Raw genomic sequence first — 26880 nt, 5'->3', positions numbered from 1 at the left:
GTTCTTGTTGGCCTGTTAACAGGCTGATTGTTAACATGACACAGATCACAACCTGCTGTCCTTGAAATTATTTCATGATGTTGCAGAGTGTGTTTTTAAATGTGAGAAGGCATGAAAAAGCCGGATGTCGGCACAAGTGCCTTATCCGGCCTACAAATAACGCGATCCCCCTGCTCTCGTAGGCCCGATAAACGCATCGGGCGGCAGGCATTCGATTAGAAGTCGTAACGCAGACGCACCAGGTTCATGTCGCCCAGATTGTCGGTGCTGGAGGTGAAGACGTGTTCGTAATCCACACGGAAACCGTAATCCAGCTGGAAGCTGATACCCACACCGTTGTCGGTACGCAGGTAGTTACGGCCATTCACGTATTCAATACGATCGCCCATAAAGTATGGTTGCACGGATTTCAGCGCATACTGACCAACCGGGAAGGTGTATCCCGCAAAGTATTCCAGACCCCAGGCGTCACCGGCAAAATAATCATTAACAGAGACTTTTTTGGTGGTCATGAAGTTTTGATACCAACCGCCGCCCAGCGAGAAAGTCCAGTTGTCCGGTTTCCAGCTCAGCGCAGTACCGACGATGTTTTGATCGTAGGTTTTGCTGGTGTTGCCACGCATTTCCGCGCGGGTGTAGTTCCACGCCGTACCCCAGGTCAGGTCATCGGTGATGTGATAATCCACACCCAGGGAGCCGCCGCCTTTACGTTTGTAGCGCAAACCGTTGTTCGGGTTGTAGTCATCGCTGAACAGATAAGACGCGTAAAGATCAACATCGCCTACCGTATTTTTATACTTCAGTGACTTACGTGTACGATAGGAACCGTCGTAGTCGCCATTGATACCGTTACCTGGCGCCTGGCCGATCATGTCGTAGTCCCAGATATCCGTTTTCGCGCCAACCACATCATAGTAAATGCTGTTCTGTTGACCGAAGGTCAGCGTACCCCAGGTCGCGCTCTTCAGACCGGTGTACAGCATACGACGCGTAGTATCGTTGGCGCCGTTAGCATAGTGATTGTCCCAGTTGAACATCGCCGGGAAGTTAACGCCCAGCTCGTAATAGCTCACCCAACTGATGTCATCAAACAGATAGTAGTCAGCAGCGAAGCGGAAACGCGTTCCACCGTCGAAGCCATTACGTTTGTAGCCATTCTTACCATCGTCACCGGCCATATTCTGGAACTGCGGACGAATACTCCCGCCGACGGTGAAATTAAGACGGCTCAGCGGGTTGCCCGCCTGCGGATCTTGTTTCAGGACCGTGATTTCCGCCTGGGAGGCGAAAGTCGTTAATGCCACTGCTGCGCCGATCGATACCGCCAGCGCCGTTTTTTTTATAGTCATTATTTGTACCTTGATAGATAGCCTGCCAATTATTCAGCATACAAATATTAACGTTTATTAATACACTCGTGTTGTCGGGTTTTTATTGTTCTGTGCTGTTAAATATCAATGAGTTATCATTTTGTGCTACATAGATAAAAAAAAGCACCGATTTAAAAAAACCGGTGCGTAATCATCACGAATATGAATTAACTGCTGAACTGACGGAACAGCGCTTTGCCTTTAAGAAGACGTGAACCGAGCCATCCGCCACAGAGAGAGAGCAGCAATGCCCCACAAAGCGGCAACACAACCCACAGCCGCCAGTCTGGCTCCCAGGGGAAATCAAACACGCGGGTTTGCAGCACCGCCAGCGCAGTTTCCGCCCCGATGGCCGCCACCAGTCCGGCGACCATCCCGAGCATGGCGAACTCGCACCACAGCGTGGTACGCAGCAGCTTCTTGCCCGCGCCCAGCGTGCGCCAGACCACCAGTTCCTGATGACGCTGACGCATCCCGACCTGCACCTGCGCCAATAGCAGCAACATACCGCAAGCGGTGACCAGCACTACCATCACCTCCAGCGCGCGGCTCACCTGCTCCAGCACCTGACTCACCTGTTTGAGAATGGCACCAATATCCAGCAGGCTGATAGTCGGGAATTCGCGGTTAAGCTGCGTCAGCATGCCGTTGCCGTTCTCCCAGCGAAAGCTGGTTAACCAGCTTTGTGGCTGAGCATCCAGCGCGCCGGAAGGGAAGATAAAGAAAAAGTTTGGTCGCAGGCTTTCCCAGTCCACTTTGCGCAGACTGCTGACCGTGGCGCTGAAATCCTGGGTATCCCCCATAAAGGTCACCCGATCGCCAAGCTTAACGCTCAGTCGTTTCGCCAGCCCCTCTTCCATCGACACTTCGCCCGCTTTTGGCGGCCAGCTCCCGGCAACGATCGGGTTATGATCCGGGCGGGTATCCTGCCAGGTCAGATTAAGCTCGCGGTTCAGCGCTTCATCCTGATTACCTTCGGTCGATTTCTCATTGATCGCCGTCAGACGGGCCCGCACTATCGGGTAGAACGACTCAGGGATCACCTGATGCTCAGCAAGGAAAGCCTTCAGCGGAGCCACCTGCTCAGTGGCAATGTTGATCAGAAAATAGTTTGGACTTTCCGGCGGCATTTGCTGCTGCCAGCGGTCGAGGAGATCGCCGCGCAGCACCAGCAACAGCGCCAGCAGCATAAAGGACAGCGAAAATGCCGACAGTTGGCTCAGCGTTGACCACGGCTGGCGCAACAGCCGGCTGACCGCCAAACGCAGCGGCAGCGAGGTCAGCGTCAGACCACGCAGCAGGTTAAGCAACATCCAGCCCAACACGCCGCACAGCAGCGCCAGCACCACAGCTCCGGCCAGTACCGCCCACAGCAGCATACTTCCGCCCATCAATCCGGCCAGCAGCGCAACCACAACTATCGTTGCTACGGGCAGATAGACCTTAAGCGGCCAGACGTTTGCCACCACGTCGCGACGCAGTACCCGCAGCGGCTGCGTCGCCAGCAGCAAGCGATAAGGGCGTAGCCCCACCAACAGAGAAATGACGGTCATGGTACCGAGTGCCCACAGCCACGGCCACAGGCTGGCGGGCGGCAGCTCACCGGGCAGAACTGGCTTCAGTAATACAACCAGCACCCGCTCAAATAACAGCCCGAACAGCCCGCCGGTCACGCCAGAAAGCGTCAGCACCATCAGCCACTGGCCGATAATCAGCTTGCGCAGCTGTGCCCTGCCCGCGCCGAGCGTTTTTAATATCGCCACCAAATCGTAACGACTGCGACAGTAATGATTCATCGCCACGGCAACGGCAGCAACCGCCAGCAGTAGCGTTAACAGTGCCGACAGCAGCAGGAACTGTTGCGAACGCTCCAGTGATTTCCCCAACGCCCCTTCATCCTGCTCCAGCCCATACCAACGCTGTTCCGGCTTTAACTGCGGAAGCAGCCATTTTTCATAGGCTTCCAGTTGCTGTGGCGTACCGCCAAATTTATAGCGCCAGGTCACACGGCTTCCCGGCTGGACCGCCGCCGTTTTTTCGACATCCGCCATGTTCATCATCAGGCGCGGCGCTATCTGGAAGGGATTAAAACCGGAATCCGGTTCCTGCACCACTTCTCCGGCGATGCGCAGGGTGGCATCGCCAACGTCGATGGAATCACCGATTTTTAAGTTGAGTAGCGCCATCAGACGCGGGGCCAACAGCACTGAGCCCGGCTGCGGTTTCAGCCCCGGCGGATTGGTTTGCAGCGTGCCGTACATCGGATACACATCATCCACTGCTTTGACGTTCGCCAGCTGCGGCGTATCCCGGGCAAAGGTCATGGTGGCAAAGGTGAGCTGTTCACCCACCTTCAGACCACGCTGTCGCGCCTCGTCAATCCACGCTTTCGGCACAGCGCGCGAACTTTGCAGCGACCGGTCCCCCGCCATAAACTCACGGCTTTGCTGGCTCAGCCCTTTTTCCATGCGATCGCTGATATTGCCCAGCGCCAGTACACAGGCCACCGCCAGGCTTAACGCCAGCCAGACAATCAGTAATGAAGGCGAGCGCCATTCGCGCCAGAACCAGCGTGCAATCATGCCTCCTCCTGCAACTGTCCGTTCACCAGGCGTAAACGCCTATCGCAACGCGCCGCCAGCTGCGGGTCATGGGTCACCAGAATCAGGGTGGTACCGTGTTCCCGGTTCAGAGAAAACAGCAGGTCGGCGATTTTGTCTCCGGTCTGGCGGTCCAGATTGCCCGTTGGTTCATCGGCAAACAGCACGTCAGGCCGTCCGTTAAACGCCCGTGCCAGCGCTACGCGTTGCTGCTCCCCGCCGGAAAGCTGGGCCGGAAGATGATCAAGGCGTTTTCCCAACCCCAGTTGCTCCAGCAGCGTTTTTGCCCCGTCACGACTTTTTCCGCTATTTTCGCCGCGTAGCAGCGCGGGCAGTTCGACGTTTTCCAGCGCGTTGAGGGTTGGAATTAACATGAATGACTGGAAGACAAAACCGACGTGTCGCGCCCGCAGCTGCGCCCGGGCTTCTTCGTCCATGGCGTGCAGCGCCTGCCCCACCAGGCTGACTTCACCGCTGGAGCCATCGTCCAGCCCGGCGAGGATCGCCAGCAGCGTGGATTTCCCCGATCCCGACTCGCCAATCAACGCAATGGTCTCGGCGCGTTTGACAACCAGTTCAACTCCGGTAAGGATGGATAGCTCTTGATCACCCTGACCGACGGATTTCTTAAGATGATGAACTTCAACAATGTTTTCCGCTGGCATTGGCCTTTCCTGTTCCTGGTCCTGTTAACTTTCCGCGCCGCCGCTGCGGACACGTTATTAATTCTGGGTGACAGCCTGAGCGCCGGATACCGTATGTCCGCCAGCGCCGCGTGGCCTGCGCTACTTAATGATAAATGGCAAACCAAAACGCCAGTCGTGAATGCCAGCATTAGCGGCGACACCTCGCAGCAAGGTCTGGCCCGTCTGCCTGCATTACTCAAGCAGCACCAGCCGCGCTGGGTGCTGGTCGAACTTGGCGGTAACGATGGCCTGCGCGGATTTGCGCCTGCGCAAACCGAACAAACCCTGCGCACGATTCTGCAGGATGTGAAAGCGGCAAATGCCGAACCGCTGCTGATGCAAATTCGTCTGCCAGCAAATTATGGTCGCCGTTATAATGAAACCTTTAGCGCGATTTATCCAAAACTCGCCAAAGAGTTTGATATTCCTCTGCTGCCATTTTTTATGGAAGAGGTTTATCTGAAACCCCAGTGGATGCAGGATGATGGTATTCATCCTAACCGTGACGCTCAGCCGTTTATTGCCGACTGGATGGCGCAACATCTCACTCCTCTAGTAAATCACGACTCATAAAACAACGGAGATCCTGACAGGTAAAGTTATGCAAAAATCGGTCTTAATAACAGGATGTTCCAGCGGAATCGGTCTGGAAAGCGCGCTTGAACTAAAGCGTCAGGGTTTTCAAATTCTGGCAGGCTGTCGCAAACCTGACGATGTCGCGCGTATGAACAGTATGGGATTCACTGGCGTATTGCTGGATCTGGATTCACCCGAAAGCGTGGATCGTGCCGCCGATGAAGTGATCGCCCTGACCGATAATCGTTTATATGGGATCTTTAACAACGCCGGATACGGTGTCTATGGTCCCCTGCCCACCATCAGCCGTGAACAGATGGAACAGCAATTTTCCGCCAACTTCTTTGGCGCACATCAGCTTACCATGCGCCTGTTGCCCGCTATGCTCCCTCACGGCGAAGGACGTATCGTGATGACCTCATCGGTGATGGGATTGATCTCAACGCCGGGACGCGGCGCCTATGCCGCCAGTAAATATGCGCTGGAAGCCTGGTCCGACGCGCTGCGTATGGAACTGCGCCACAGCGGCATTAAGATCAGCCTGATTGAGCCCGGCCCCATCCGTACCCGCTTTACCGAAAACGTTAACCAGACCCAGAGCGATGCTCCCGTGGAAAACCCCGGCATTGCCGCGCGTTTTACGCTGGGACCAGAAGCGGTTGTCGCCAAAGTACGTCATGCCTTTGAGAGCGATAAACCGAAGCTACGTTATCCGGTTACGCTGGTGACCTGGGCAGTGATGCTACTTAAACGCCTGTTGCCAGGCCGCATAATGGACAAAATTTTACAGGGTTGAGTTGAAGCACGCGCGTCAGCCCCCATGTAACAAGAAATCGACAAAAGAGAGTAACTCCATGTCCACACAGAATATTGTTAACATTAACGAATCGAACCTGCAGCAGACCCTTGAACAGTCGATGACCACGCCGGTCCTGTTCTATTTTTGGTCTGAGCGCAGCCAGCACTGCCTGCAATTGACGCCGGTACTGGAGAGCCTTGCCGCCCAGTACAACGGTCAGTTTATTCTCGCCAAGCTCGACTGCGACGCCGAGCAGATGATCGCTTCTCAGTTTGGCCTGCGCGCCATCCCTACGGTTTATCTGTTCCAGAACGGTCAGCCAGTAGACGGATTCCAGGGCCCGCAGCCGGAAGAGGTTATCCGCGCACTGCTGGAAAAAGTGTTGCCGAGCGAAGAAGAGCTGAAAGCGCGTCAGGCTATCGAATTCATCGAAGCCGGTAATCACGCGGATGCACTGCCGCTGCTGAAAGAAGCCTGGCAGATCTCCAACCAAAGCAGCGAAATTGGCCTGCTGCTGGCGGAAACGCAAATCGCCCTCAATCGTTCTGACGATGCCGAAGCGGTGCTGAAAACCATTCCGTTGCAGGATCAGGACACCCGCTATCAGGGACTGGTGGCGCAGATAGAACTGCTGAAGCAGGCGGCGGATACGCCGGAAATCCAACAGCTGCAGCAGCAAGTCGCCAGCAATCCGCAGGATGCGGTGCTGGCAACTCAACTAGCCATCCAGTTACATCAGGTCGGACGTAACGAGGAATCACTGGAACTGCTGTTCAGCCACCTGAAGAAAGATCTCACTGCTGCCGACGGTCAGGCACGTAAGACCTTCCAGGAGATCCTTGCCGCACTCGGAACCGGCGATGCGCTGGCCTCAAAATACCGCCGCCAACTGTACGCACTGTTGTACTAATCCGTTTGATTTTGCCCGATGGCGCTTGCGCTTATCGGGCATACAAATTCTACCAATACCGATCCCTCCGGCATCACATCACGTCTTCTTCAAATGCGTTACGACTAATTGGTGGCGCGAATTATAGAACTTCCGATAAGTCAGGTAGCAGGCAATAATGGTCGACAGGCTGGCGGTAGAAAGCAGCATAAACGTCACCATAATCTGATACTTAATCGCTTTTACTGGATCAATACCCGCGAAGATCAACCCGGACATCATCCCCGGTAAACTCACCAGCCCTACCGTTTTTGCAGAGTCGATCGTTGGGATCAGCGAGGCGCGAATGCTGTCGCGAATCAGCGGCGCAGAGGCCACTTTCGGCGTCGCGCCGAGGCTAAGTTTTTCCTGAATTTGCTGCTGTTCGCTGTTAAACCGCTGTCCCAGATTGTTGTAACACAGCCCCACTGCCACCATCGCATTGCCTGCAATCATGCCGGAGATCGGGATGACCTGCATCGGCGTGAACTCGATAGAGCCAGACAAAACCAGCACCGCCAGCGTTAGCCCCGCCCCCACCGTGATAGCGATAAACGACGAGAGGAAAGCTTTATCAATATATTTACTGCGCTTTTGTGCGTTATAAGCCGCGTTAAAGCAGATAAACAGCACCATCAGTAAGGTCAGAATACTGTGGTTAACGCCAAAAATATATTTCAGCACATAGCCGACGATAATCAGCTGAACCACTGCCCGGCAAACGCTCCAGAGAATATCTTTCTCCAGCGCCAGTTTTTCTTTGTGGCTAATCAGGATCGCCACCACCACCAGCATCATCGCTAATGCCAGGGACTCATTGGTAATATTATGCTCGTTCATTGCGTGCTTCCTGCATTTCTCCGGCGTGCGGTTGAAGGGTTATGACATTATCCGCATGCGTAATTTCATCTTTGTCGTGCGTCACCCACAGCACCGCAATATTCTTATCGCGAACATAGTGGTGAATTAATTCGTTCACATTACGTTTATTAGCCTCATCCAGCGCGCTGGTGATTTCATCAAGCAGCAGAATTTTGGGCAGAAACTGCAAATTACGAATTAGCGAGACGCGCTGCTTCTCGCCACCGGACAGCTCATTTATGCTTTTTCTGAGGATCGTCTCGGGGAGATCAAAACGGGCCAGATCGCTCAGAAACGCATCCGGCTCCGGACGTTTGTTACGGATTTGCCAGGGGAAAATGAGGTTGTCGTAAACGGTGTCACCAAACAAAGCAGGCGTTTGCGCACAATAGGAGACCTGCTGGCGATACGTTTCCGGCTTGAGGGTATTGATCTCCTTGCCTTCAAAGAGAATTTCACCGGCAGTCGGACTCATTAATGACGCCACAATCTTGAGTAACGTACTTTTCCCACAGCCGGACTGGCCGGTAATCAACTTAAATTCTCCGGCGCGGAGATCAAAACAGATGTTATTGAGAACCTGCGTCTCACCTGCCTGCCATGCGACATTTTTTAACTGAAGCAAAATACTGCTTTCTTCCATTACCCATTCCTTTTTTACATCTTTCGTTCAGACAGTCTATCCCTGTAATTTATTATAAGGGAGCCCACCTTGATAAATCGGGTATAATTTGATTAATGAGGCAGTAAAGGACAGCACAACAGGAGGTTTCATCAATGCTCATTTTTATTCCTATTCTTATTTTTGTCGCGCTGGTGATCGTCGGCGCTGGCGTCAAAATCGTCCCGCAGGGATATCAGTGGACGGTAGAGCGTTTTGGCCGTTACACCAAAACCCTGCAACCGGGTTTAAGCCTTGTTGTGCCGTTCATGGACCGCATTGGTCGTAAGATCAACATGATGGAACAGGTGCTTGATATCCCTTCTCAGGAAGTCATCTCCAAAGATAACGCCAACGTCGCAATTGATGCCGTGTGCTTTATTCAGGTGATCGATGCGCCGAAAGCAGCCTATGAAGTCAGCAACCTGGAACTGGCGATTATCAACCTGACCATGACCAACATTCGTACCGTTCTCGGTTCGATGGAACTCGATGAAATGCTTTCCCAACGCGACAACATCAACACGCGCCTGCTGCATATTGTTGATGAAGCCACGAATCCCTGGGGCATCAAAATCACCCGTATCGAGATCCGCGACGTGCGTCCTCCGGCAGAACTTATCGACGCGATGAACGCGCAGATGAAAGCCGAACGTACCAAGCGTGCCTACATTCTTGAGGCCGAGGGGATCCGTCAGGCAGAAATCGTCAAGGCCGAAGGTGAGAAACAGTCGAAGATCCTTAAAGCGGAAGGTGAACGCCAGTCCGCGTTTTTACAGGCTGAAGCGCGTGAACGTTCAGCAGAAGCCGAAGCTCGCGCAACGCAGATGGTGTCTGAGGCCATTGCCGCTGGGGATATTCAGGCAGTGAACTACTTCGTGGCGCAGAAATACACTGAAGCGCTGCAGCATATCGGCTCGTCGAATAACAGCAAAGTGGTGATGATGCCGCTGGATGCCAGCAGCCTGATGGGCTCTATTGCCGGGATCGCCGAACTGGTTAAGGACAGCGCCAGCGAGCGGAAAAAATCATGATAGCGATGATTCTGGTGCATCCGCACATCTTCTGGCTCAGCCTCGGCGGTTTGCTACTCGCCGCCGAGATGCTGGGCGGTAACGGCTATCTGCTGTGGAGCGGCGTAGCGGCGGTAATTACCGGTCTGGTCGTCTGGCTCGTTCCGCTAGACTGGGCGTGGCAGGGGGCAATGTTCGCCGTCCTCACCCTGCTGGCGGCGTGGCTGTGGTGGAAATGGCTGGCAAGGCGCGTTCAGGAGCAGAAACCCGCCGACAGCCATCTTAACCAGCGCGGACAGCAGCTGGTTGGCCGACGATTTATTCTGGAAACCGCCCTGGTCAATGGTCGCGGACACATGCGCGTCGGCGACAGTTCCTGGCCCGTTAGCGCCAGCGACGATTTGAGCGCCGGTACGCAGGTTGAAGTCATTGCCGTTGAAGGGATAACCCTGATTATTAAAGCGGTATCACATTAAAAAGAAAGGAAATAAGACTATGGTCAGGAAGACACCCCTTGCCTTTGCCCTTTGCACATTACTGACCGCCGCCCCGCAGGCATTCGCCTCTTTCGATATGGAAGACTGCAAATGGAGCGACGACAGCTGCCTGCTGAAAGGCACGCCGACCTTTAACCCTGAAAACGACAGTCGCGACAACCTGCTGCGGCTGCTGAGCCAGGAAAAATCATTTGCTCTGCCGGTGCAATCAATGCCAGCGGATATCACCCGCTCCCGGGATTTCTATTTTGCCTATCACCCGCAATGGGATGAGGCAGCCCCGCAGCCAGCCGCTGCGCCGGCATCCGCCGCAGACAGCCCACTCTCCCGACAGATGGCCGAACTGAACATTAGCGCAGACGAAATAAACGTCAACGACGCTGAGCTTGAGAACCGTCATGTTTCAAATAACACCGAGAGCGTCAGCGCATTTTTTGCCGCACTGCTGGCCGACCCGACGTTAACGGCGGAACAGCGCCAGGCCTTAGCCCAGGCGCGTACGGGGCTGCTATCCGGGGCAACCCGCGAGCAAATTGAGTCTTCACTTGCCACCCTCCCGGCTGATTCACCGGCTCAGTCCTATAAAAATTATCTGGCCGCAGCTGCCAGTTTCTATGCCGGTGATTATGCCAGCGCCGAACGGGATTTCACTCAGCTTGCCAAAAGTGAGCGCCCGTGGCTGGCAGAGACCGCGCAATACATGCTGATGCGTGCGGCCTTGAACAAGAGCAGCCAGAACAGCGTGGGCGAGTACGGCGATTTTGATATTGCAAAAATTAACCGCGAGGACGCGACTCAGGCTCAGACGCAGGCACAAGCCTACCTGCAACGCTTCCCGCAAGGCCTGTATGCCGACTCCGCGCGCGGTATGCTGCGTCGCATCAACTGGTATTTACAGGCGTGGCCGCAGCTGGCCGGGTTGTATGAGCAGACGCTCCAGCAGTCGGCTGACGCTCGGCAACTGCGTGAAATTGTCATCGAATACGATAATGTCTACGGTATGGCGTTCTACGAACAGTCCGTGGTGGAAGCATTCCCCGATGCGCCGCTTGTCAGCTATATCGAACTGCTGCGCGCGCTGCGTCTGGATAACAACAGTAAACCCACGCTGACCCAGGCGCAGCTCGATGCCAGCAAACCGGTGTTTGAGCAGAGCCAAAAACTGCCGCTATGGCGCGATCTGCAACTGAATCTGTGGCTGGCGACGGAGAACTACGCGGCGATTATTCAGGCAGTTACGCCAGCGCAGAAACTCGCCATTCACGATACCCTCGCCTTCAGCGAACAAGTGCTGTACGGCGAAGCGCTGATGGGCCAGAAGAACTGGAGCGCGGCGCGTGATTTCTGGCTGCAGTTGCTAAAACTCAGCCAGGACAACGAACAGCAGCAGTATGTACAGGCTAAGCTCGCCGCAACGCTGGTTTATAGCGGCGACGTGGCGGCGGTTTTTGCCCCAGAAAGCGCAGTAACCAACCTGCGTTTTCGCTCGCAGATACTGAAAACACAGGCCTCGCCTGAACTGCTGCGCCAGCAGGCCGTCCATGGACCTAACAATGAAGAGCGTACCATCGCCCTGCATACGCTGCTGGTACGCGATCTTACCGAAAACCGCTTTGGCGACTGGTTGAATGACAGAAAACTGGCCAGCGCCATTACTCCGCCGGTTATTGGCGACGCGTTTGATGACGTTAATCTGAGTATTTTCGACTGGAACGGCGACGCTGCCGAGCGCGGTTACACCTGTCGCAGCCTCAATGAAACGGTAACGGTATTGAGCAAAAAAGCGGATGATGCCCACGCGCTGAACTGCTTAGGCGAATTCTTCCGCACCACGCAAACCCACGTCGATTTGTGGAAAAACAGTGCTGGCAACGACGTTCTTGAATCAGCAATATCGCGCAAGGAGCCGTTCGGTCAGTTCGACAGGCAACGCTACTATCAGCAGGTGATCACTTCGCCGAAAGCAGAGGTTGAAGACAAGAGCTTCGCGCTGTATCGCGCCATCATGTGCTATGCGCCGTCAGGCTCTAACGAGTGCGGCGGTGAGGAAGTGGATAAACTGCAGCGTAAAGGCTGGTTCACCCAACTGAAAACGCAGTATCCGGGAAGTCCGTGGGCGCAAAAACTCAAATACTACTGGTAACCGCGCTGCTGACAGGCCAGCCGCAGGCGGCGGATATCGTCGCCGCCCGTGAGCATCCGGCCTTCTGGCTGTGGTCCGGCGTGAAGGCCAGTGACGAACTGAAAGACGCGCAAACGGTCTATCTGCATCAGGGTGAGGTGCTGGTTCGTTCGGGTAACGTGGTTTTCCAGCGTCTCGGGCTGCCGGTCAGCCGCCTGTCTTTTCCCTCGATCTGGCTGACCGTGCGCTTTACCACGCTCGACGTACCGGAGGCGATCCCGGCTCGCATCATAAGATTGATGCAACGCTGGCAGACCGCCGGGAATCATGTAGTCGGCCTGCAGGTTGATTTTGACGCGGCGACCCATCAGCTTGCCGATTACGCCCGCTTTCTGCAGCAATTACGCCAACAGTTACCGGCCGAGTTTGCACTTGGCGTGACTGGACTTCTGGATTGGGCAAAAACGGGCGACGTCGCCACGCTGAATGCGCTGGCGGTCGATGAACTGGTGGTCCAGAGCTATCAGGGCCGTCATACGGTAACGAATTATCAGGCGTATCTGCCCGCACTCAGTCGTCTGCGCATTCCGTTTAAGCTGGGGCTGGTGCAAAACGGTAGCCGGGACCCGCAGGCTGAAGCGCAGCTTGAGAAATCCCCGTGGTACCGCGGGACGGTGGTATTTATGCTTAATCCCCCTCGCCGTTAAGCCTTCGCTTTATGGTGGCAGCAGCCGGAGAGGTTATCAATGATCGGGCATTCGGCGCTGTCATCGCCAGGGCAACTCTCCGCCAGTGCCAGCAAATGCAAGCGCATGGCCTGCAGCTCGCTGATATGCCGCTCAATGTCCGCGACCTTTTCTAAGGTACGCTTTTTCACATCTGCGCTATGACGCGCCGGATCGTTAAACAGATTCACCAGTTCGCCGCACTCTTCGAGATTAAAACCCACCTGGCGTGCCTGGCGCAGCAGCGTAAGTTCATTCAGATGCTGTTGGTTGTATGTGCGATAGCCATTTTCGCTACGCAGCGGCGGCGTCACTAAGCCTTTTTCTTCATAAAAACGTATCGCTTTGCTGGTCAAACCGGTTCTTTTCGCAACATCGCTAATATTCACATTTCCCCCGCGGATCTTGTTGGTACTGAGCCCCATTATAGCCCAGATTGTCCTAATGATTTACCCGAGAACCCTGCACATTTCCCACCATTACCGCGATGCACAAATCCTTTTAATTCACATTGTTATATCCGATTCAGATCACATTTATGCATTTAATGACTGCACGAAATTGACTCAAATCAAAAGATATATTGGTTCTACATCTTTCATCTTGAACAAAGGGAAACAATTTTATATATAAACGCGAATGATAATGATGGTCATTTACATTCAATAAAGGTTCTCTTATGTTGCCACGGAATAACCAAAGGCCATTTATTCTTTCAGCCCTGACATTATGCATGTCCGGCGCCGCTTTTGCAGCTACCTCTCCAACATACGCTTCTACGTCTGACGAAGACACGGTTATCGTCACGGCTAACCGCACAGAAAGTAGCCTTTGGGATAGCCCAGCAACCATCCAGGTTATCGATCGCCAGACGCTGCAAAACTCCACCAGCGTTTCTATTGCTGATGATTTACAAGATATTCCCGGCGTCGAAGTCACCGATAACGCCCTCGCAGGGCGGAAACAAATTCGTATCCGTGGCGAAGCGTCTTCGCGGGTGCTGATTTTGATCGACGGCCAGGTCGTCAGTTACCAACGTGCCGGACAAAACTACGGAGCCGGTTTGCTGATTGACGAATCAGCGCTGGAACGGATTGAAGTGGTCAAAGGCCCCTATTCTGTCCTCTACGGTTCGCAGGCGATTGGCGGTGTCGTAAACTTTATTACCAAAAAAGGCGGTGATAAGCCTCTCGGCGGCAGCGTTAAGGCTGTTTATAACTCCGCAACGGCAGGATGGGAAGAGTCGGCAGCGGCCTGGGGCAGCATCGGAAACTTTGACTACCGCATCAATGGCAGCTATTCCGACCAGGGGGACCGCGATACGCCTGACGGAAGATTGCCCAACACCAACTTCCGTAATAATGGCCAGGGCGTATGGCTGGGTTACAACTTCGATCGCCACAAAATTGGGCTCTCCCTCGATCGTTACAAACTGTCTACTCAAACCTGGTTTGACGATCCAGAGGGCCAGTTCGACGACTTTAGCGTCAAAATACCTAAGCTGGAACGCGAGAAAATCGGTCTTTTCTACGACTACGCGGCCGATGGGGATTACCTGAAGAACATCCATGTTGACGCATACAGCCAGACAATAGAGCGCAAATTTGAAAACCGGGTCAAAACGACCCAGGTTATCCCCAGCCCGATGATTAAAGCGCTGACGGTCAGCAATCAGACCAATACCAACGACAAACAGTATACCCAAGGGGTAACGCTACAGAGCAACTTCTCCCTGCCTGCTAACAACGAGCTGGTGATTGGCACTCAATATCAGCATGACAAAATAAAACAGGACACGGACGGCAGTACGCGCCAGACCGCAGCTACCGGCTTCTTCGATACGCAAACACGTACCCTGTCATACAACGAAGCGGAGCAAAGCAACACCTCATTGTTCGCGCAAAACGACTGGCGCTTTGCCGATGACTGGACGTGGACCGTAGGCGCACGCCAGTACTGGCTGTCTTCGAAGCTCAAGCGCAACGATACGCAAACCCTGCAAAGCAGCGGCAGCACCTGGCAATCCACCGGAGGAAATTCCGTTCACGATGATGAACTGGTGACCTCAACCAGCCTACGCTATTCCGGTTTTAAAGATCTTGAACTTCGGGCTGCATATGCCCAGGGCTATGTCTTCCCCACGCTGACTCAGCTGTTTATGCAGACGTCCGCAGGCGGCAGCGTAACCTACGGCAATCCAAACCTGAAGGCGGAACACTCGAATAACTATGAGCTGGGTGCACGGTATAAAGGGAATATGTGGCTGATTGACGGCGCCATTTATTACTCCGAAGCCAAAGACTATATCGCCAGCCTGGCCTGTTCAGGTCAACCCGTATGCAGCGGTAATACCACCTCTTCACGGGGCGGCTATTACTACTACGACAACATCGATCGGGCCAAAACCTGGGGCATGGAACTCACCGCAGAATACAACGGCTGGGCAGTTTCACCTTACCTGAGCGGTAATCTCATTCGCCGTCAGTACGAAGGCAATACCCTTAAAACCTGGGATACCGGCGAACCCACTCTGACCGGGCGCGTCGGCCTGAAACATACCTGGTTGATGAACGCCGCTAACCTGACGTCCGATGTCTTTATCCGCGCGGCGTCCAGCGCCAAAGATAATACCGGCACCACGGAAATCAACTACCCAGGCTGGGCCACGCTTAACCTTGCATTCAACACCGAGTTCGGTCCGCAGGATCAGTATCAGGTCAACCTCGCGCTCAACAACCTGACCGACAAGCGTTACAGAACCGCGCATGAATCTATTCCAGACGCTGGTTTCAATGCCGCCGTTGGCTTTGCGTGGAATTTCTGACGATGAAAAAACTCTTGATTGGCTTACTGAGCCTCGCCTGCGTTTTCAGTGCCCAGTCCGCCGACCGCCTGGTGGTGGCGGGCGGCTCTCTTAGCGAACTGATATACGCCATGGGCATCGGCAACCGGGTGGTCGGCGTTGATGAAACCACCTCGTATCCACCCGAAACTGCCGCACTCCCGCATATCGGCTACTGGAAGCAGTTAAGCAGCGAGGGCATTTTATCGCTGCATCCGGACAGCTTTATCACCTGGCAGGATGCTGGTCCTCAAATCGTGTTGGATCAGTTGCGGGCGCAAAAAGTTAACGTCGTGACGTTGCCGCGCGTACCGGCCACCGTCGAACAGATGTACGCCAACATTCGGGAACTGGCTCAAACCCTGCGCATTCCCGAACAAGGTGAGACGTTGATCGATCGCATACGTCAACGTCTGGATCGCGTTCAGCACAACGTGGCAGCGAAAAACGCGCCGGTCAAAGCCATGTTCATTCTCTCCGCTGGCGGCAGCGCGCCACAGGTCGCCGGAAAAGGCAGCGTTGCCGATGCCATTATGACCCTCGCAGGCGCACAAAATGTCGCCACCCATGCGCAGTATAAAAGCTACAGCGCGGAATCGCTGATCGCCGCCAACCCAGAGGTGATCGTGGTGACGTCGCAAATGGTGGATGGCGGTCTGGCTCGTCTGAGCGCGATTGCCGGGATTACCCACACTGCGGCCTGGAAAAACCAGCGCATTGTGGCGATTGACCAGGCGCTGATTCTGGGTATGGGGCCGCGCGTCGCCGATGCGGTTGAAGCCATGCACCAGCAATTCTGGCCTCACTAACTGGATTTATAAAGAACAATGAAAACTGAACACTCGCTGGATCTCACTGCGCATTTTGCGCTCGAGGGAAGTCAGCCATTTAAGGATCGCCGCGCCACGATGCCCTGGCGTGGGGCGATCCCGGTTGCCAAAGAGCTATTGTCACAAACCTGGCAGGAGGTCATCAGCCAGCCAACCCCACCGCGGAAACGGTTGGTGTACTTGCATATCCCTTTCTGTGCAACACATTGTACTTTCTGCGGTTTTTATCAAAACCGCTTTGAAGAGGATCACTGCGCCCGCTACACCAACGCGCTATTACGCGAAATAGAGATGGAAGCCGATAGCGCATTGCATCAGTCGGCCCCAATTCACGCCGTCTATTTTGGCGGCGGTACACCGTCTGCGCTATCGGCACGGGATCTGGCCAGAATCATCACCGCACTACGTGACAAGCTACCGCTGGCGCCGGACTGCGAAATCACCATTGAGGGGCGGGTACTCAATTTTGACGATGCGCGAATAGATGCCTGCCTTGACGCTGGCGCCAATCGATTTTCGATCGGCATTCAGTCATTTAACAGCCGGATCCGCAAGAAAATGGCGCGCACTTCGGACGGCCCGACCGCGATGGCCTTTATGCAGGGGTTGGTAAAACGGGATCGAGCCGCCGTGGTCTGCGATCTGCTGTTTGGTCTGCCAGGACAGGACGCAAAGGTGTGGAGCGAGGATCTGGCGATCGCCCGCGACATCGGCCTCGACGGCGTAGATCTTTATGCGCTGAACCTGCTCCCTAATACACCGCTTGGCAAAGCGGTTGAAACCGGGCGCACAACGGTTCCCTCTCCTGCCGAACGTCGCGACCTCTATCTTCAGGGCTGCGATTATATGGACAGCGCGGGCTGGCGCTGCATCAGCAACAGCCACTGGGCGCGCACCACACGGGAACGCAATCTGTACAACCTGCTGATTAAACAGGGCGCAGACTGTCTGGCATTCGGCTCTGGCGCAGGAGGATCAGTCAATGGCTATTCCTGGATGGTCGAGCGCAATCTGACCACATGGCATGAATCCATCGCCGCCGGAAAAAAACCGCTCATGATGATGATGCGCACCGCCGAGCGTGGTTTCCAGTGGCGACACACCCTCCAGGCCGGTATTGAAACGGCCCGCGTCCCGCTGGATGAACTGACACCTCATGCACAAAAACTGACCCCGCTACTGACCCAGTGGCATCACGCAGGACTGACGCGAGATGCCAGCACCTGTGTACGCCTGACCAATGAAGGGCGTTTTTGGGCGAGCAATATTTTGCAGTCTCTTGATGAACTGATTCAGGCACTTAACGCGCCGCGCATTGCGGTAGAGCAACCATAAAAGGAGTGAAGTATGAGCCATGTCTCTTTACAGGATTTTTTGAAAACTGAGCCGGACGGTACGCTGGAAGCTATCGCAGCCCAGTACAACACCACGCTGCTGGAGGTGGTGAAAAACCTCCCCTCCCCGACGCTGGTTTCCGGCGATCAATTTGATACCGTCTGGGAAACCGTCAGCGAATGGGGCAAAGTCACCACCCTGGTCCATACTGCTGATGTCATACTGGAATTCACGGGTGAATTACCTTCAGGATTCCACCGCCACGGTTACTTCAACCTGCGCGGCAAAAAAGGCATGACCGGTCATATCAAGGCAGAAAACTGCACACATATCGCCCTGATTGAACGCAAATTTATGGGCATGGACACCGCGTCCATTCTCTTCTTTAACCAGGCGGGTAGCGCTATGTTCAAAATTTTCCTCGGTCGGGATGAGCATCGTCAGCTACTGGCCGACCAGGTCAGCGCCTTTCACGCGCTGTCTTCATCCTTAAAGGAACATGCCTGATGGCTCCATGGCTCATTTTTGGTGCAGGTGGTAGCGGCGTCGGCGCGAAAACACTGGCACTCGCACTGGCGGAACAACGTCCGGTGATTGCCGTCGTTCGCAACGCGCAGGTCGCTGCCGGGTTGCAGGAAAAAGGTGTGCAGGTCTTCATTGGCGACGCCTGCGACAGCCAGGTCACCGCCTGTGCCTGTCGCGCAGCGGGTCAACATGCCACGGTGATCTCCTCCATGGGCGGTGCCCAAGATTATCTGGCGCACAGAACCGTCATTGATGAAGCAGAAAAAGCTCAGATCAAACGCATGATTCTGGTGACTTCGCTTGGCTGTGGCGACAGTTGGCCCTTTTTGTCCCCACGCGCCAGGGCCGCATTTGGTCAGGCGGTACGCGAAAAATCGTTGGCTGAAAGCTGGCTACAAACCAGTCAACTGGACTACGCCATTCTCCGCCCCGGCGGTTTGCTGAACGGTGCAGCCACAGGTCAGGCGCAACGGATACAGGCCGAGGAGTGCCATGGTTTTGTGATGCGTGCAGATGTTGCAAGGCACATTCACGAACTGGCTACAGCCCCGTCACTCAATAACCAGATTTACAGTTTGGTTGAGCCAGGACTGAAACCCGCGTAAACCCCTCGCGGCGCGGGAACTTCGCGCCGCAAAGACGTTATGGAGCGTTGCGTGCTTAAGGACTCGCTTTCTTCCGTCAGCATTCTGACGGGTCTTTCTCTGTTGTTGGTCGCTCTGATGCTCTTCGGAGCCAGCCAGGGGGCGCTGAACATTAGCTTCAGCGCGCTGTTCAACGACGAATACCGTGACATCTGGTTGAACATCCGTTTGCCCCGTGTGTTGCTGGCCGTTCTGGTAGGCGCAGCGCTGGCAACGGCAGGGGTTATCATGCAGGGGCTTTTTCGCAATCCGATGGCCGATCCTGGCCTGCTTGGTGTCAGTAGCGGCTCCGCGCTGATGGTCGGTATCGCGATAGTTATCCCCTTTTCGTTTCCCGTGGTGCTGGTGCTGTATGAGCAGATGATTTTTGCCGTCGCGGGCAGCATGGTGGTCTGCACGATTATTTTCCTGATAAGCCAGCGTCATAGCCACGGCGGAATGATGCAACTGCTGTTAGCCGGTATCGCTATCAATGCTTTGTGCGGTTCGGCTATTGGCGTACTGAGCTATGTGGGCGATGAGCAACAGCTACGTCAACTTACGCTGTGGATGATGGGCAATCTCGGCCAGGCCCAGTGGCCAACGCTGCTGGTTGCCAGTACCTTTGTTCTTCCAGCCATTGCTGTCACCGTCTGTATGGCGGGCACGCTTAATTTGCTGCAATTGGGTGATGAAGAGGCGCATTACCTCGGCGTGAACGTCAAACGTAAGCGCCAGCAGTTACTGTTGCTCAGCTCGCTACTGGTTGGTGCTGCCGTTTCGGTCAGCGGCGTAATTGGCTTTATTGGCCTGGTGATTCCACATCTGATCAGAATGACTACCGGCGCCGATCATCGCTGGTTGATTCCCTGCTCGACGCTGGCGGGCGCCTGTCTACTCCTGATTGCCGATACGCTGGCCCGCACTCTGGTGCAGCCTGCCGAAATGCCCGTTGGTCTGTTAACCAGCCTGATCGGAGGACCGTATTTTCTGTGGTTAATACTGCGTAGCCGGAGGGTGTCATGATCGTTGCTGAAAATCTGGTTTACCACATTCAGGGCAGACGATTGACCGACGATGTTTCCCTGACGCTACCTGAAGGAGAGATTATCGCGATTCTTGGCCCGAATGGCGCCGGGAAATCAACGCTGCTACGCCAGCTCACGGGTTATCTGCAACCTCACAGTGGGCGCTGTAGCTTATTCGGCAAGCCGCTGAACGAATGGTCAATCACCGAGCTGGCAAAAACCCGTGCCGTGATGCGCCAGAACAGTCATATGGCCTTCCCGTTTAGCGTGCAGGAGGTTATTCGCATGGGCAGGCATCCGTATCGCACGCGCAATACGGGCGATGAAACGGAACACATCATGACGTTGTGCGACTGCCAGGCGCTGGCCGCGCGCAATTACCGGCATCTGTCGGGAGGAGAACAACAGCGGGTACAGCTGGCGCGCCTGCTGGTTCAGCTTTGGGAGCCCGTGCCTCGGCCCAAATGGTTATTTCTCGATGAACCTACCTCCGCCCTGGATATTCACCACCAGCAGCACCTTTTTCGTCTGCTGCGTCGCCTGGTGCGTGAACGGCAGTTTAGCGTCTGCTGCGTCCTGCACGATCTCAACCTCGCAGCGCGTTATGCCGACCGCGTGGTATTGATGGAACGCGGCAGGATTGTTGATAACGGGTATCCGCAGGATGTCCTGAAGCAACGGGCGCTGAACGCGCTGTACGGTGCCGATCTCACGGTCATAAATGAACCGGAGCATCGAACGCCGCTTATCGTCCTCAATCAATAACAGACCGGGAACGCTCTGAGGTGACGTTCCCGTTTTTTCCCCCTTCGCCCCTTTTTTCATCTTTTCTAAAAACACCCTTGACCTTCCCCTTGCTGGAAGGTTTAACCTTTATCACAGTCAGTTAAACCTGCAATGAAGGAGTTGGTTATGTCTCAAACAATCGATCTAACCCTGGACGGTTTGTCCTGTGGTCACTGCGTAAAACGCGTTAAAGAAAGTCTGGAACAACGTCCGGATGTTGAGCAAGCGGATGTCTCCGTGACAGAGGCGCATGTTACCGGGAGCGCCAGCGCAGAAGCGCTGATTGAAACCATCAAACAAGCCGGTTACGGCGCGGAGTTAAGCCACCCAAAGGCTAAACCGCTGACGGAGTCATCAATCCCGTCGGAAGCACTGGCAGCGGTCCCTTCCGAGCTTCCGGCAGCTACGGCTGATGATGACAGCCAACAGTTGCTGTTAAACGGCATGAGCTGCGCCAGTTGTGTGACCCGTGTACAAAATGCATTGCAAAGCGTACCGGGTGTCACCCAGGCACGGGTAAACCTGGCGGAACGCACTGCGCTGGTAATGGGCAGTGCCTCCGCCGCAGATTTAGTGCAGGCGGTGGAAAAAGCAGGCTACGGCGCAGAAGCCATTGAAGATGATGCTAAGCGCCGCGAGCGTCAGCAAGAAACCGCCGTGGCAACCATGAAACGTTTTCGCTGGCAAGCCGCCGTTGCGCTGTTGCTGGGCGTACCGGTTATGGTGTGGGGCATGATTGGCGATAACATGATGGTCAGCGCCGACAACCGCAGCCTGTGGCTGGCCATTGGTTTGGCGACGCTTGCCGTGATGGTCTTCGCGGGCGGTCATTTTTACCGCAGCGCATGGAAAAGCCTGATGAACGGCACCGCGACCATGGATACGCTGGTGGCGCTCGGAACCGGGGTGGCCTGGCTCTATTCCATGAGCGTCAACCTCTGGCCGCAATGGTTCCCAATGGAAGCGCGACACCTCTATTATGAAGCCAGCGCCATGATTATTGGTCTGATTAACCTCGGACACATGCTGGAAGCGCGGGCTCGCCAGCGCTCGTCCAAAGCGCTGGAAAAACTGCTTGATCTGACGCCACCGACCGCACGCGTCGTTACTGACGAAGGTGAAAAGAACGTGCCGCTGGCAGACGTTCAGGCGGGAATGTTACTGCGCCTGACCACCGGCGACCGCGTGCCGGTCGATGGCGAAATCACCCAGGGCGAAGCCTGGCTGGATGAAGCTATGCTCACCGGTGAGCCGATTCCGCAGCAAAAAGGTGAAGGCGATAGCGTCCACGCCGGTACGGTCGTACAGGACGGCAGCGTGCTGTTCCGCGCCAGCGCCGTTGGCAGTCACACCACGCTGTCACGCATTATTCGTATGGTGCGTCAAGCGCAAAGCAGCAAACCGGAAATTGGCAAACTGGCCGACCGTATCTCCTCGGTGTTCGTTCCGGTCGTGGTCGCCATTGCGCTGGTCAGTGCGGCTATCTGGTATTTCTTTGGACCAGCACCGCAGATTGTCTATACGCTGGTCATTGCCACCACCGTTCTGATTATCGCCTGCCCTTGTGCGCTGGGTCTGGCAACGCCGATGTCGATTATTTCCGGCGTGGGGCGTGCCGCTGAGTTTGGGGTACTGGTACGCGATGCCGATGCGCTGCAGCGCGCCAGCACGCTCGATACTCTCGTCTTTGATAAGACCGGGACGCTGACTGAAGGCAAACCGCAGGTTGTCGCCATCAAAACGTTTGGCAACACCGATGAAGCGCGGGCAATTCGTCTGGCTGCAGCCCTTGAACAGGGTTCCAGCCACCCGCTGGCCAGGGCGATTCTGGACAAAGCAGGCGATGTCTCGCTGCCGCAGGTCAACGGTTTCCGTACGCTGCGCGGGTTAGGCGTCAGCGGCGAGACCGAAGGTCATACGTTGCTGCTGGGAAATCAGGCACTGCTCAATGAACAGCAGGTAGATACCACTGAAATGGAGGCTGAAATCACCGCTCAGGCTTCCCAGGGTTCAACTCCGGTCCTGTTGGCGATTGATGGTAAAGCAGCGGCGCTGTTAGCGGTGCGAGATCCACTGCGTAGCGACAGCGTGGCAGCGCTCCAGCGCCTGCACCGCGCCGGGTATCGTTTGGTGATGCTGACCGGCGACAACCCAACGACCGCCAACGCCATTGCCAAAGAGGCGGGTATTGACGAGGTGATTGCGGGTGTTCTGCCGGACGGTAAGGCCGAGGCGATCAAGCGTCTGCAGAGCCAGGGGCGTCAGGTCGCCATGGTCGGTGACGGTATCAACGATGCGCCTGCGCTGGCTCAGGCCGATGTAGGGATCGCCATGGGTGGCGGCAGCGATGTGGCGATTGAAACAGCCGCGATTACGCTGATGCGTCATAGCCTGATGGGCGTTGCGGATGCGCTGTCTATCTCCCGGGCAACGCTACGCAATATGAAGCAGAACCTGCTCGGCGCGTTTATCTACAACAGCATCGGCATCCCGGTTGCCGCTGGGATTCTGTGGCCGTTCACCGGCACGCTGCTCAACCCGGTAGTCGCCGGGGCGGCGATGGCGCTTTCTTCCATCACCGTGGTGAGCAACGCGAACCGATTGCTGCGCTTCAAACCTAAAGAGTGACCCTTTGCCGGATGGCGCTATCAACTGCGCCATCCGGCAATTCACACATTGCGACTTTTCCGGCCACGCGCTAGCATGGTTCTCCACTTAGGGAGGTCGTATGGATTTGTTATACCGGGTAAAAGCATTATGGTCTGCACTGCGCGGCAACCACTATACCTGGCCTGCCATCGACATCTCTTTGCCCGGCAACCGCCATTTTCATCTGATTGGCAGCATTCACATGGGCAGCCGCGATATGGCGCCTCTGCCTGCCAAATTACTCAAAAAGCTCAAGCATGCCGATGCGCTGATTGTCGAAGCGGATGTTTCCGGTGACGACGCGCCGTTTGCCAACCTTCCGATCTTTGCTGCACTCGAAGAACGTCTCAGCCCGGAGCAGTTAGAAAACCTGCGTAAAGTCACCAACGAACTGGGCATTTCCCCATCCCTGTTATCTACTCAGCCGTTGTGGCAAATTGCCATGGTATTACAGGCAACGCAGGCACAGCAGCTAGGGCTGCGAGCGGAATACGGGATTGATTATCAACTGTTGAATGCGGCTAAACAGGCGCATAAACCGATAATCGAACTGGAAGGCGCATCCAGTCAAATCGAGCTGTTATGTCAGTTGCCTGATAACGGACTGGCCCTGTTGGACGATACTCTGACGCATTGGCATACCAATGCCAGACTGCTCCAGCAGATGATGGGCTGGTGGCTTGAAACGCCACCGCACAATAGCGAACTGACGCTTCCCAATACCTTTAGCCAGTCGTTGTATGACGTATTGATGCATCAACGCAACACAGCCTGGCGCGATCGGCTCAGAGCGATGCCTGCTGGTCACTACGTCGTGGCCGTTGGCGCACTGCATTTATACGGAGAAGGAAATTTGCCGGAGATGTTACGGTAAAAAAAATGGCCAATATCTCTATTGGCCCGTCAAAGAGGAATTTCATCATTATTATGATCCCGGCGCTTAAAGCGTCGGTGTAGTTCGATTGTCGCTCAAAGTCATCATCCTGCCAATACTATTGCGCAAGATGGTACTATTTTTTAGACAGACATCAGGCGTATGCTTGAGTCGTATTTTGTCTGGGCCAGGAAAATTGCTATGACACCCGCCGTTAAATTACTCGAAAAAAACAAAATTTCTTTCCAGATCCACACCTACGATCACGATCCGTCCGAGACGAACTTTGGTGATGAAGTGGTGCGAAAGTTAGGTCTGAACGCGGACCAGGTTTACAAAACGCTGCTGGTTGCCGTGAATGGCGACATGAAGCATCTGGCGGTCGCCGTCACACCGGTAGCAGGTCAACTGGATCTCAAAAAGGTTGCCAAAGCATTGGGTGCCAAAAAGGTCGATATGGCCGATCCCATGGTCGCGCAACGCACTACCGGCTATCTGGTAGGCGGTATTAGCCCGCTGGGGCAGAAAAAAAGATTGCCGACGCTTATCGATGCGCCTGCTCAAACGTTTGACACCATTTATGTTTCCGGCGGCAAACGCGGGCTGGATATCGAACTGGCAGCGAGCGATCTGGCGAAAATTCTGGATGCGAAATTCGCCGATATCGCCCGCCGGGATTAAGCGGTTATAGAATGAATGCCTGATGGCGCGCAGCTTTAAGGCCTACAAATCGCACTGACCTGTAGGCCGGATAAGGTGCCAGCACCGCCATCCGGCACTCCGCTCTGTTACTGCCAGCTCACCTCACCCTTCGGCTCATACGCACTGGCATCCAGCGGTGAGTTCTTCTGCACGTACTCTTTCAGCACTTCCGCATCAATAAACCCGGTATTCACATAGCCTGGTTTATTATCAATGCGCGGATAGCCATCACCGCCGGTGGCGTTGAAGCTCAGCGTTGCCATACGATAGGTTTTGGCTGGGTCAACAGGTTCGCCTTTGATTTTCAAATCGTTAAGTTTGCCGTCTTTCGCTACAAAGCTGACGTTGGCAAACTGCGGGTAGGCTCCGGAGTCCGGCTTCATTTGCGCCACCGCGGTCAGATAATCAATCACTTCTTTCCCGCTCATATCGGCGTACACCACGATGTTGCCAAACGGCTGTACCTTCAGCACGCTCTTATAGGTGATATCGCCGCCTTCGATGGAGTCACGGATACCGCCGCCGCTCATCACGCCAAAATCAGCGCTGGTTCGCGCCATTTGCGCAGCCAGCAGCAAGTGCCCCATATTGGTTTGCACGAAACGGACTTTGCTACGGTCGCCTTCGAGGCGCGCATTGACGCTACCGATTTTCACGTCGAGCTGCGCTTTACCTTTATTCTGGAACGGCGTCAGCAGCGAAAGCATTTGCTGATTTTCAACAATCTCCGGGGTGTAGAGTACGCGCTCACTTTTACCGTTGTCCCAGGTCACTTTTTTCTTCAGATTAACGGGAATGAGCTGGTAGTTAACCATTTTCATTTCGCCGTTACGGAACTCAAAGTCCGCCCGGCCCACGTATTTCCCCCACTCGTGGGCCTGTACAATCCAGATCCCATTTTGCTTATCTGGCGCACACGGCGTACCCGGTACGTAATCAACCTGCTTCTTATTTTCCGCAGCCATACACACCGGATCCTGCGAGTGGCCACCGACAATCATCGCCAGCGAACCTGCTGGCAGGCTGCGCGCCATTTCGACATCGCCAGGGGCGTTCGAGCCGTGGTTGCCGTTGTCATAATGTCCCATATGGGTGGTCGCGATAATGATGTCTGGCTTTTCACCCATATTCAGTTCCTGAATAACCAGTTTGGCTTCATCAGCAGGTTTACGGAATTCGATATCGGTAAAGAACTCAGGGTTGCCAATTTTCGCCGTATCGTCAGTGGTTAAACCAAGTACGGCAATTTTTAAATCCTGGCGCTTAAAGATGGCCCACGGCTTAAATAAACGCTCGCCGGTGCTTTTCTGATAAATGTTGGCCGAGAGAAACGGAAATTTGGACCATTTTTCCTGCTGGCGCAATACGCTAAGCGGATTATCAAACTCGTGGTTTCCGACCGCCATCGCATCATAGCCAATCAGGTTCATCCCGCGAAAATCAGGTTCCGCATCCTGCAGATCGGACTCCGGTACGCCGGTATTAATATCACCACCAGAAAGCAGCAGTACGCTGCCCCCTTCCTCAGCCACCTCTTTACGAATACCGTCCACCAGCGTTTTTTGCGCCGCCAGTCCGTATTCCCCATATTCGCTACGCCAGAAGTGACCGTGGTGATCGTTGGTATGCAGAATGGTAATTTTGTAGGTTTTATCTTTTTCGTACGCTTGCGCTGGCTGACCTGCCAGCGTAAATGCGGCTAATAACGCCAGCGCCACGCCCCGTTTTAAAAACTTCATATTTCTCTCCCTGAGCCAAAATCAACGACTGAAATTACAATGATATGAAATAATAGTCGAAAATGTTTTCAGAAATGAGACTTCCTTCAAACACCTTCCGCAGGTATGT

Annotated in this window: 24 protein-coding genes; 17 read left to right on the top strand and 7 right to left on the bottom strand. The window is 54.8% G+C overall.

The window, feature by feature from the left end:
* Window positions 1-215 precede the first annotated feature (215 nt).
* The 3 genes from WN16_RS09635 to ybbA form a co-directional block, all read right to left on the bottom strand.
* Window positions 216-1349 carry a porin gene (locus WN16_RS09635; protein WP_003021860.1) on the bottom strand — a complete coding sequence of 378 codons (1134 nt, stop codon included), beginning with the start codon at window positions 1347-1349 and terminating at the stop codon, window positions 216-218.
* Between the two features lie 188 nt (window positions 1350-1537).
* Entirely contained in the window at window positions 1538-3952 is a 2415-nt protein-coding gene (gene ybbP / locus WN16_RS09630; protein WP_044699416.1) for a putative ABC transporter permease subunit YbbP, read from the bottom strand.
* Window positions 3949-4635, bottom strand: coding sequence for a putative ABC transporter ATP-binding protein YbbA (ybbA, locus tag WN16_RS09625; protein ID WP_044699413.1), 687 nt, complete (start codon window positions 4633-4635; stop codon window positions 3949-3951). The genes ybbP and ybbA overlap by 4 nt, the downstream gene beginning before the upstream one ends.
* Here ybbA and tesA point away from each other — a divergent pair.
* Genes tesA through WN16_RS09610 form a run of 3 tightly spaced genes read left to right on the top strand, consistent with a single transcriptional unit; the run spans window position 4603 to window position 6941 of the window.
* Window positions 4603-5229: a multifunctional acyl-CoA thioesterase I/protease I/lysophospholipase L1 gene (gene tesA / locus WN16_RS09620; RefSeq protein ID WP_003021850.1), complete on the top strand. Its 627-nt coding sequence runs from the start codon at window positions 4603-4605 to the stop codon at window positions 5227-5229. The genes ybbA and tesA overlap by 33 nt on opposite strands.
* A gap of 28 nt (window positions 5230-5257) precedes the next feature.
* Window positions 5258-6028 (top strand): SDR family oxidoreductase, encoded by a 771-nt coding sequence (locus WN16_RS09615; RefSeq protein WP_044699402.1) that lies wholly within the window; start codon window positions 5258-5260, stop codon window positions 6026-6028.
* A gap of 58 nt (window positions 6029-6086) precedes the next feature.
* Window positions 6087-6941, top strand: a complete 855-nt coding sequence (locus tag WN16_RS09610; RefSeq protein ID WP_003021844.1) for a co-chaperone YbbN — start codon at window positions 6087-6089, stop codon at window positions 6939-6941.
* A gap of 78 nt (window positions 6942-7019) precedes the next feature.
* Here the strand turns inward: WN16_RS09610 and fetB are convergent, their stop codons facing one another.
* Window positions 7020-7799, bottom strand: a complete 780-nt coding sequence (gene fetB, locus WN16_RS09605; protein ID WP_003835795.1) for an iron export ABC transporter permease subunit FetB — start codon at window positions 7797-7799, stop codon at window positions 7020-7022.
* Window positions 7786-8463, bottom strand: a complete 678-nt coding sequence (fetA, locus tag WN16_RS09600) for an iron ABC transporter ATP-binding protein FetA (protein WP_003835797.1) — start codon at window positions 8461-8463, stop codon at window positions 7786-7788. The genes fetB and fetA overlap by 14 nt, the downstream gene beginning before the upstream one ends.
* Window positions 8464-8597: 134 nt before the next feature.
* Here fetA and WN16_RS09595 point away from each other — a divergent pair, with 134 nt between their 5' ends.
* Genes WN16_RS09595 through WN16_RS09580 form a run of 4 tightly spaced genes read left to right on the top strand, consistent with a single transcriptional unit; the run spans window position 8598 to window position 12820 of the window.
* Window positions 8598-9515 (top strand): SPFH domain-containing protein, encoded by a 918-nt coding sequence (locus WN16_RS09595; protein ID WP_003021835.1) that lies wholly within the window; start codon window positions 8598-8600, stop codon window positions 9513-9515.
* Window positions 9512-9970 carry an NfeD family protein gene (locus WN16_RS09590; protein WP_003021832.1) on the top strand — a complete coding sequence of 153 codons (459 nt, stop codon included), beginning with the start codon at window positions 9512-9514 and terminating at the stop codon, window positions 9968-9970. The genes WN16_RS09595 and WN16_RS09590 overlap by 4 nt, the downstream gene beginning before the upstream one ends.
* A 19-nt stretch (window positions 9971-9989) precedes the next feature.
* Window positions 9990-12134 carry a hypothetical protein gene (locus tag WN16_RS09585; RefSeq protein ID WP_044699399.1) on the top strand — a complete coding sequence of 715 codons (2145 nt, stop codon included), beginning with the start codon at window positions 9990-9992 and terminating at the stop codon, window positions 12132-12134.
* Complete coding sequence (locus WN16_RS09580) at window positions 12104-12820, top strand: DUF3142 domain-containing protein (protein ID WP_044699397.1); 717 nt, start codon at window positions 12104-12106, stop codon at window positions 12818-12820. The genes WN16_RS09585 and WN16_RS09580 overlap by 31 nt, the downstream gene beginning before the upstream one ends.
* Here WN16_RS09580 and cueR read toward each other — a convergent pair.
* Window positions 12817-13227, bottom strand: coding sequence for a Cu(I)-responsive transcriptional regulator (gene cueR / locus WN16_RS09575; RefSeq protein WP_003021822.1), 411 nt, complete (start codon window positions 13225-13227; stop codon window positions 12817-12819). The two genes, WN16_RS09580 and cueR, sit on opposite strands and share 4 nt — an antisense overlap.
* Window positions 13228-13517: 290 nt before the next feature.
* Between cueR and WN16_RS09570 the strand changes: the two genes are divergently transcribed.
* The 10 genes from WN16_RS09570 to ybaK all read left to right on the top strand — a co-directional run bounded on the left by WN16_RS09570 (window position 13518) and on the right by ybaK (window position 25011).
* The gene (locus WN16_RS09570) at window positions 13518-15662 is read left to right on the top strand and encodes a TonB-dependent receptor (protein WP_044699396.1); all 2145 of its coding nucleotides are present in this window, start codon (window positions 13518-13520) and stop codon (window positions 15660-15662) included.
* A 2-nt stretch (window positions 15663-15664) separates the two neighbouring features.
* On the top strand, window positions 15665-16489 hold the full coding sequence (locus tag WN16_RS09565; RefSeq protein ID WP_044699395.1) for a hemin ABC transporter substrate-binding protein: 825 nt from the start codon (window positions 15665-15667) through the stop codon (window positions 16487-16489).
* Between the two features lie 18 nt (window positions 16490-16507).
* Entirely contained in the window at window positions 16508-17845 is a 1338-nt protein-coding gene (gene hutW, locus WN16_RS09560) for a heme anaerobic degradation radical SAM methyltransferase ChuW/HutW (RefSeq protein WP_044699393.1), read from the top strand.
* A gap of 12 nt (window positions 17846-17857) precedes the next feature.
* Complete coding sequence (hutX, locus tag WN16_RS09555; RefSeq protein WP_003021812.1) at window positions 17858-18352, top strand: heme utilization cystosolic carrier protein HutX; 495 nt, start codon at window positions 17858-17860, stop codon at window positions 18350-18352.
* Window positions 18352-18975, top strand: a complete 624-nt coding sequence (gene chuY / locus WN16_RS09550; RefSeq protein WP_044699392.1) for an anaerobilin reductase — start codon at window positions 18352-18354, stop codon at window positions 18973-18975. Before hutX ends, chuY begins: the two co-directional genes overlap by 1 nt.
* A gap of 51 nt (window positions 18976-19026) precedes the next feature.
* Window positions 19027-20019 carry an iron ABC transporter permease gene (locus WN16_RS09545; RefSeq protein WP_003021806.1) on the top strand — a complete coding sequence of 331 codons (993 nt, stop codon included), beginning with the start codon at window positions 19027-19029 and terminating at the stop codon, window positions 20017-20019.
* The gene (locus WN16_RS09540; protein ID WP_044699387.1) at window positions 20016-20786 is read left to right on the top strand and encodes a heme ABC transporter ATP-binding protein; all 771 of its coding nucleotides are present in this window, start codon (window positions 20016-20018) and stop codon (window positions 20784-20786) included. Before WN16_RS09545 ends, WN16_RS09540 begins: the two co-directional genes overlap by 4 nt.
* Window positions 20787-20933: 147 nt before the next feature.
* Window positions 20934-23435 (top strand): copper-exporting P-type ATPase CopA, encoded by a 2502-nt coding sequence (copA, locus tag WN16_RS09535; RefSeq protein WP_044699386.1) that lies wholly within the window; start codon window positions 20934-20936, stop codon window positions 23433-23435.
* 100 nt (window positions 23436-23535) lie between these two features.
* On the top strand, window positions 23536-24330 hold the full coding sequence (locus tag WN16_RS09530) for a TraB/GumN family protein (protein WP_016149720.1): 795 nt from the start codon (window positions 23536-23538) through the stop codon (window positions 24328-24330).
* 201 nt (window positions 24331-24531) lie between these two features.
* Window positions 24532-25011, top strand: a complete 480-nt coding sequence (ybaK, locus tag WN16_RS09525; protein ID WP_003021794.1) for a Cys-tRNA(Pro)/Cys-tRNA(Cys) deacylase YbaK — start codon at window positions 24532-24534, stop codon at window positions 25009-25011.
* A 107-nt stretch (window positions 25012-25118) separates the two neighbouring features.
* Here the strand turns inward: ybaK and ushA are convergent, their stop codons facing one another.
* Entirely contained in the window at window positions 25119-26771 is a 1653-nt protein-coding gene (gene ushA / locus WN16_RS09520; protein ID WP_044699384.1) for a bifunctional UDP-sugar hydrolase/5'-nucleotidase UshA, read from the bottom strand.
* Window positions 26772-26880: the final 109 nt, after the last annotated feature.

Origin of the sequence: Citrobacter sp. ABFQG (assembly GCF_004322975.1) — a bacterium.
Classification (GTDB): domain Bacteria; phylum Pseudomonadota; class Gammaproteobacteria; order Enterobacterales; family Enterobacteriaceae; genus Citrobacter; species Citrobacter freundii.
This window is presented reverse-complemented; position numbering and strand designations above follow the sequence as displayed.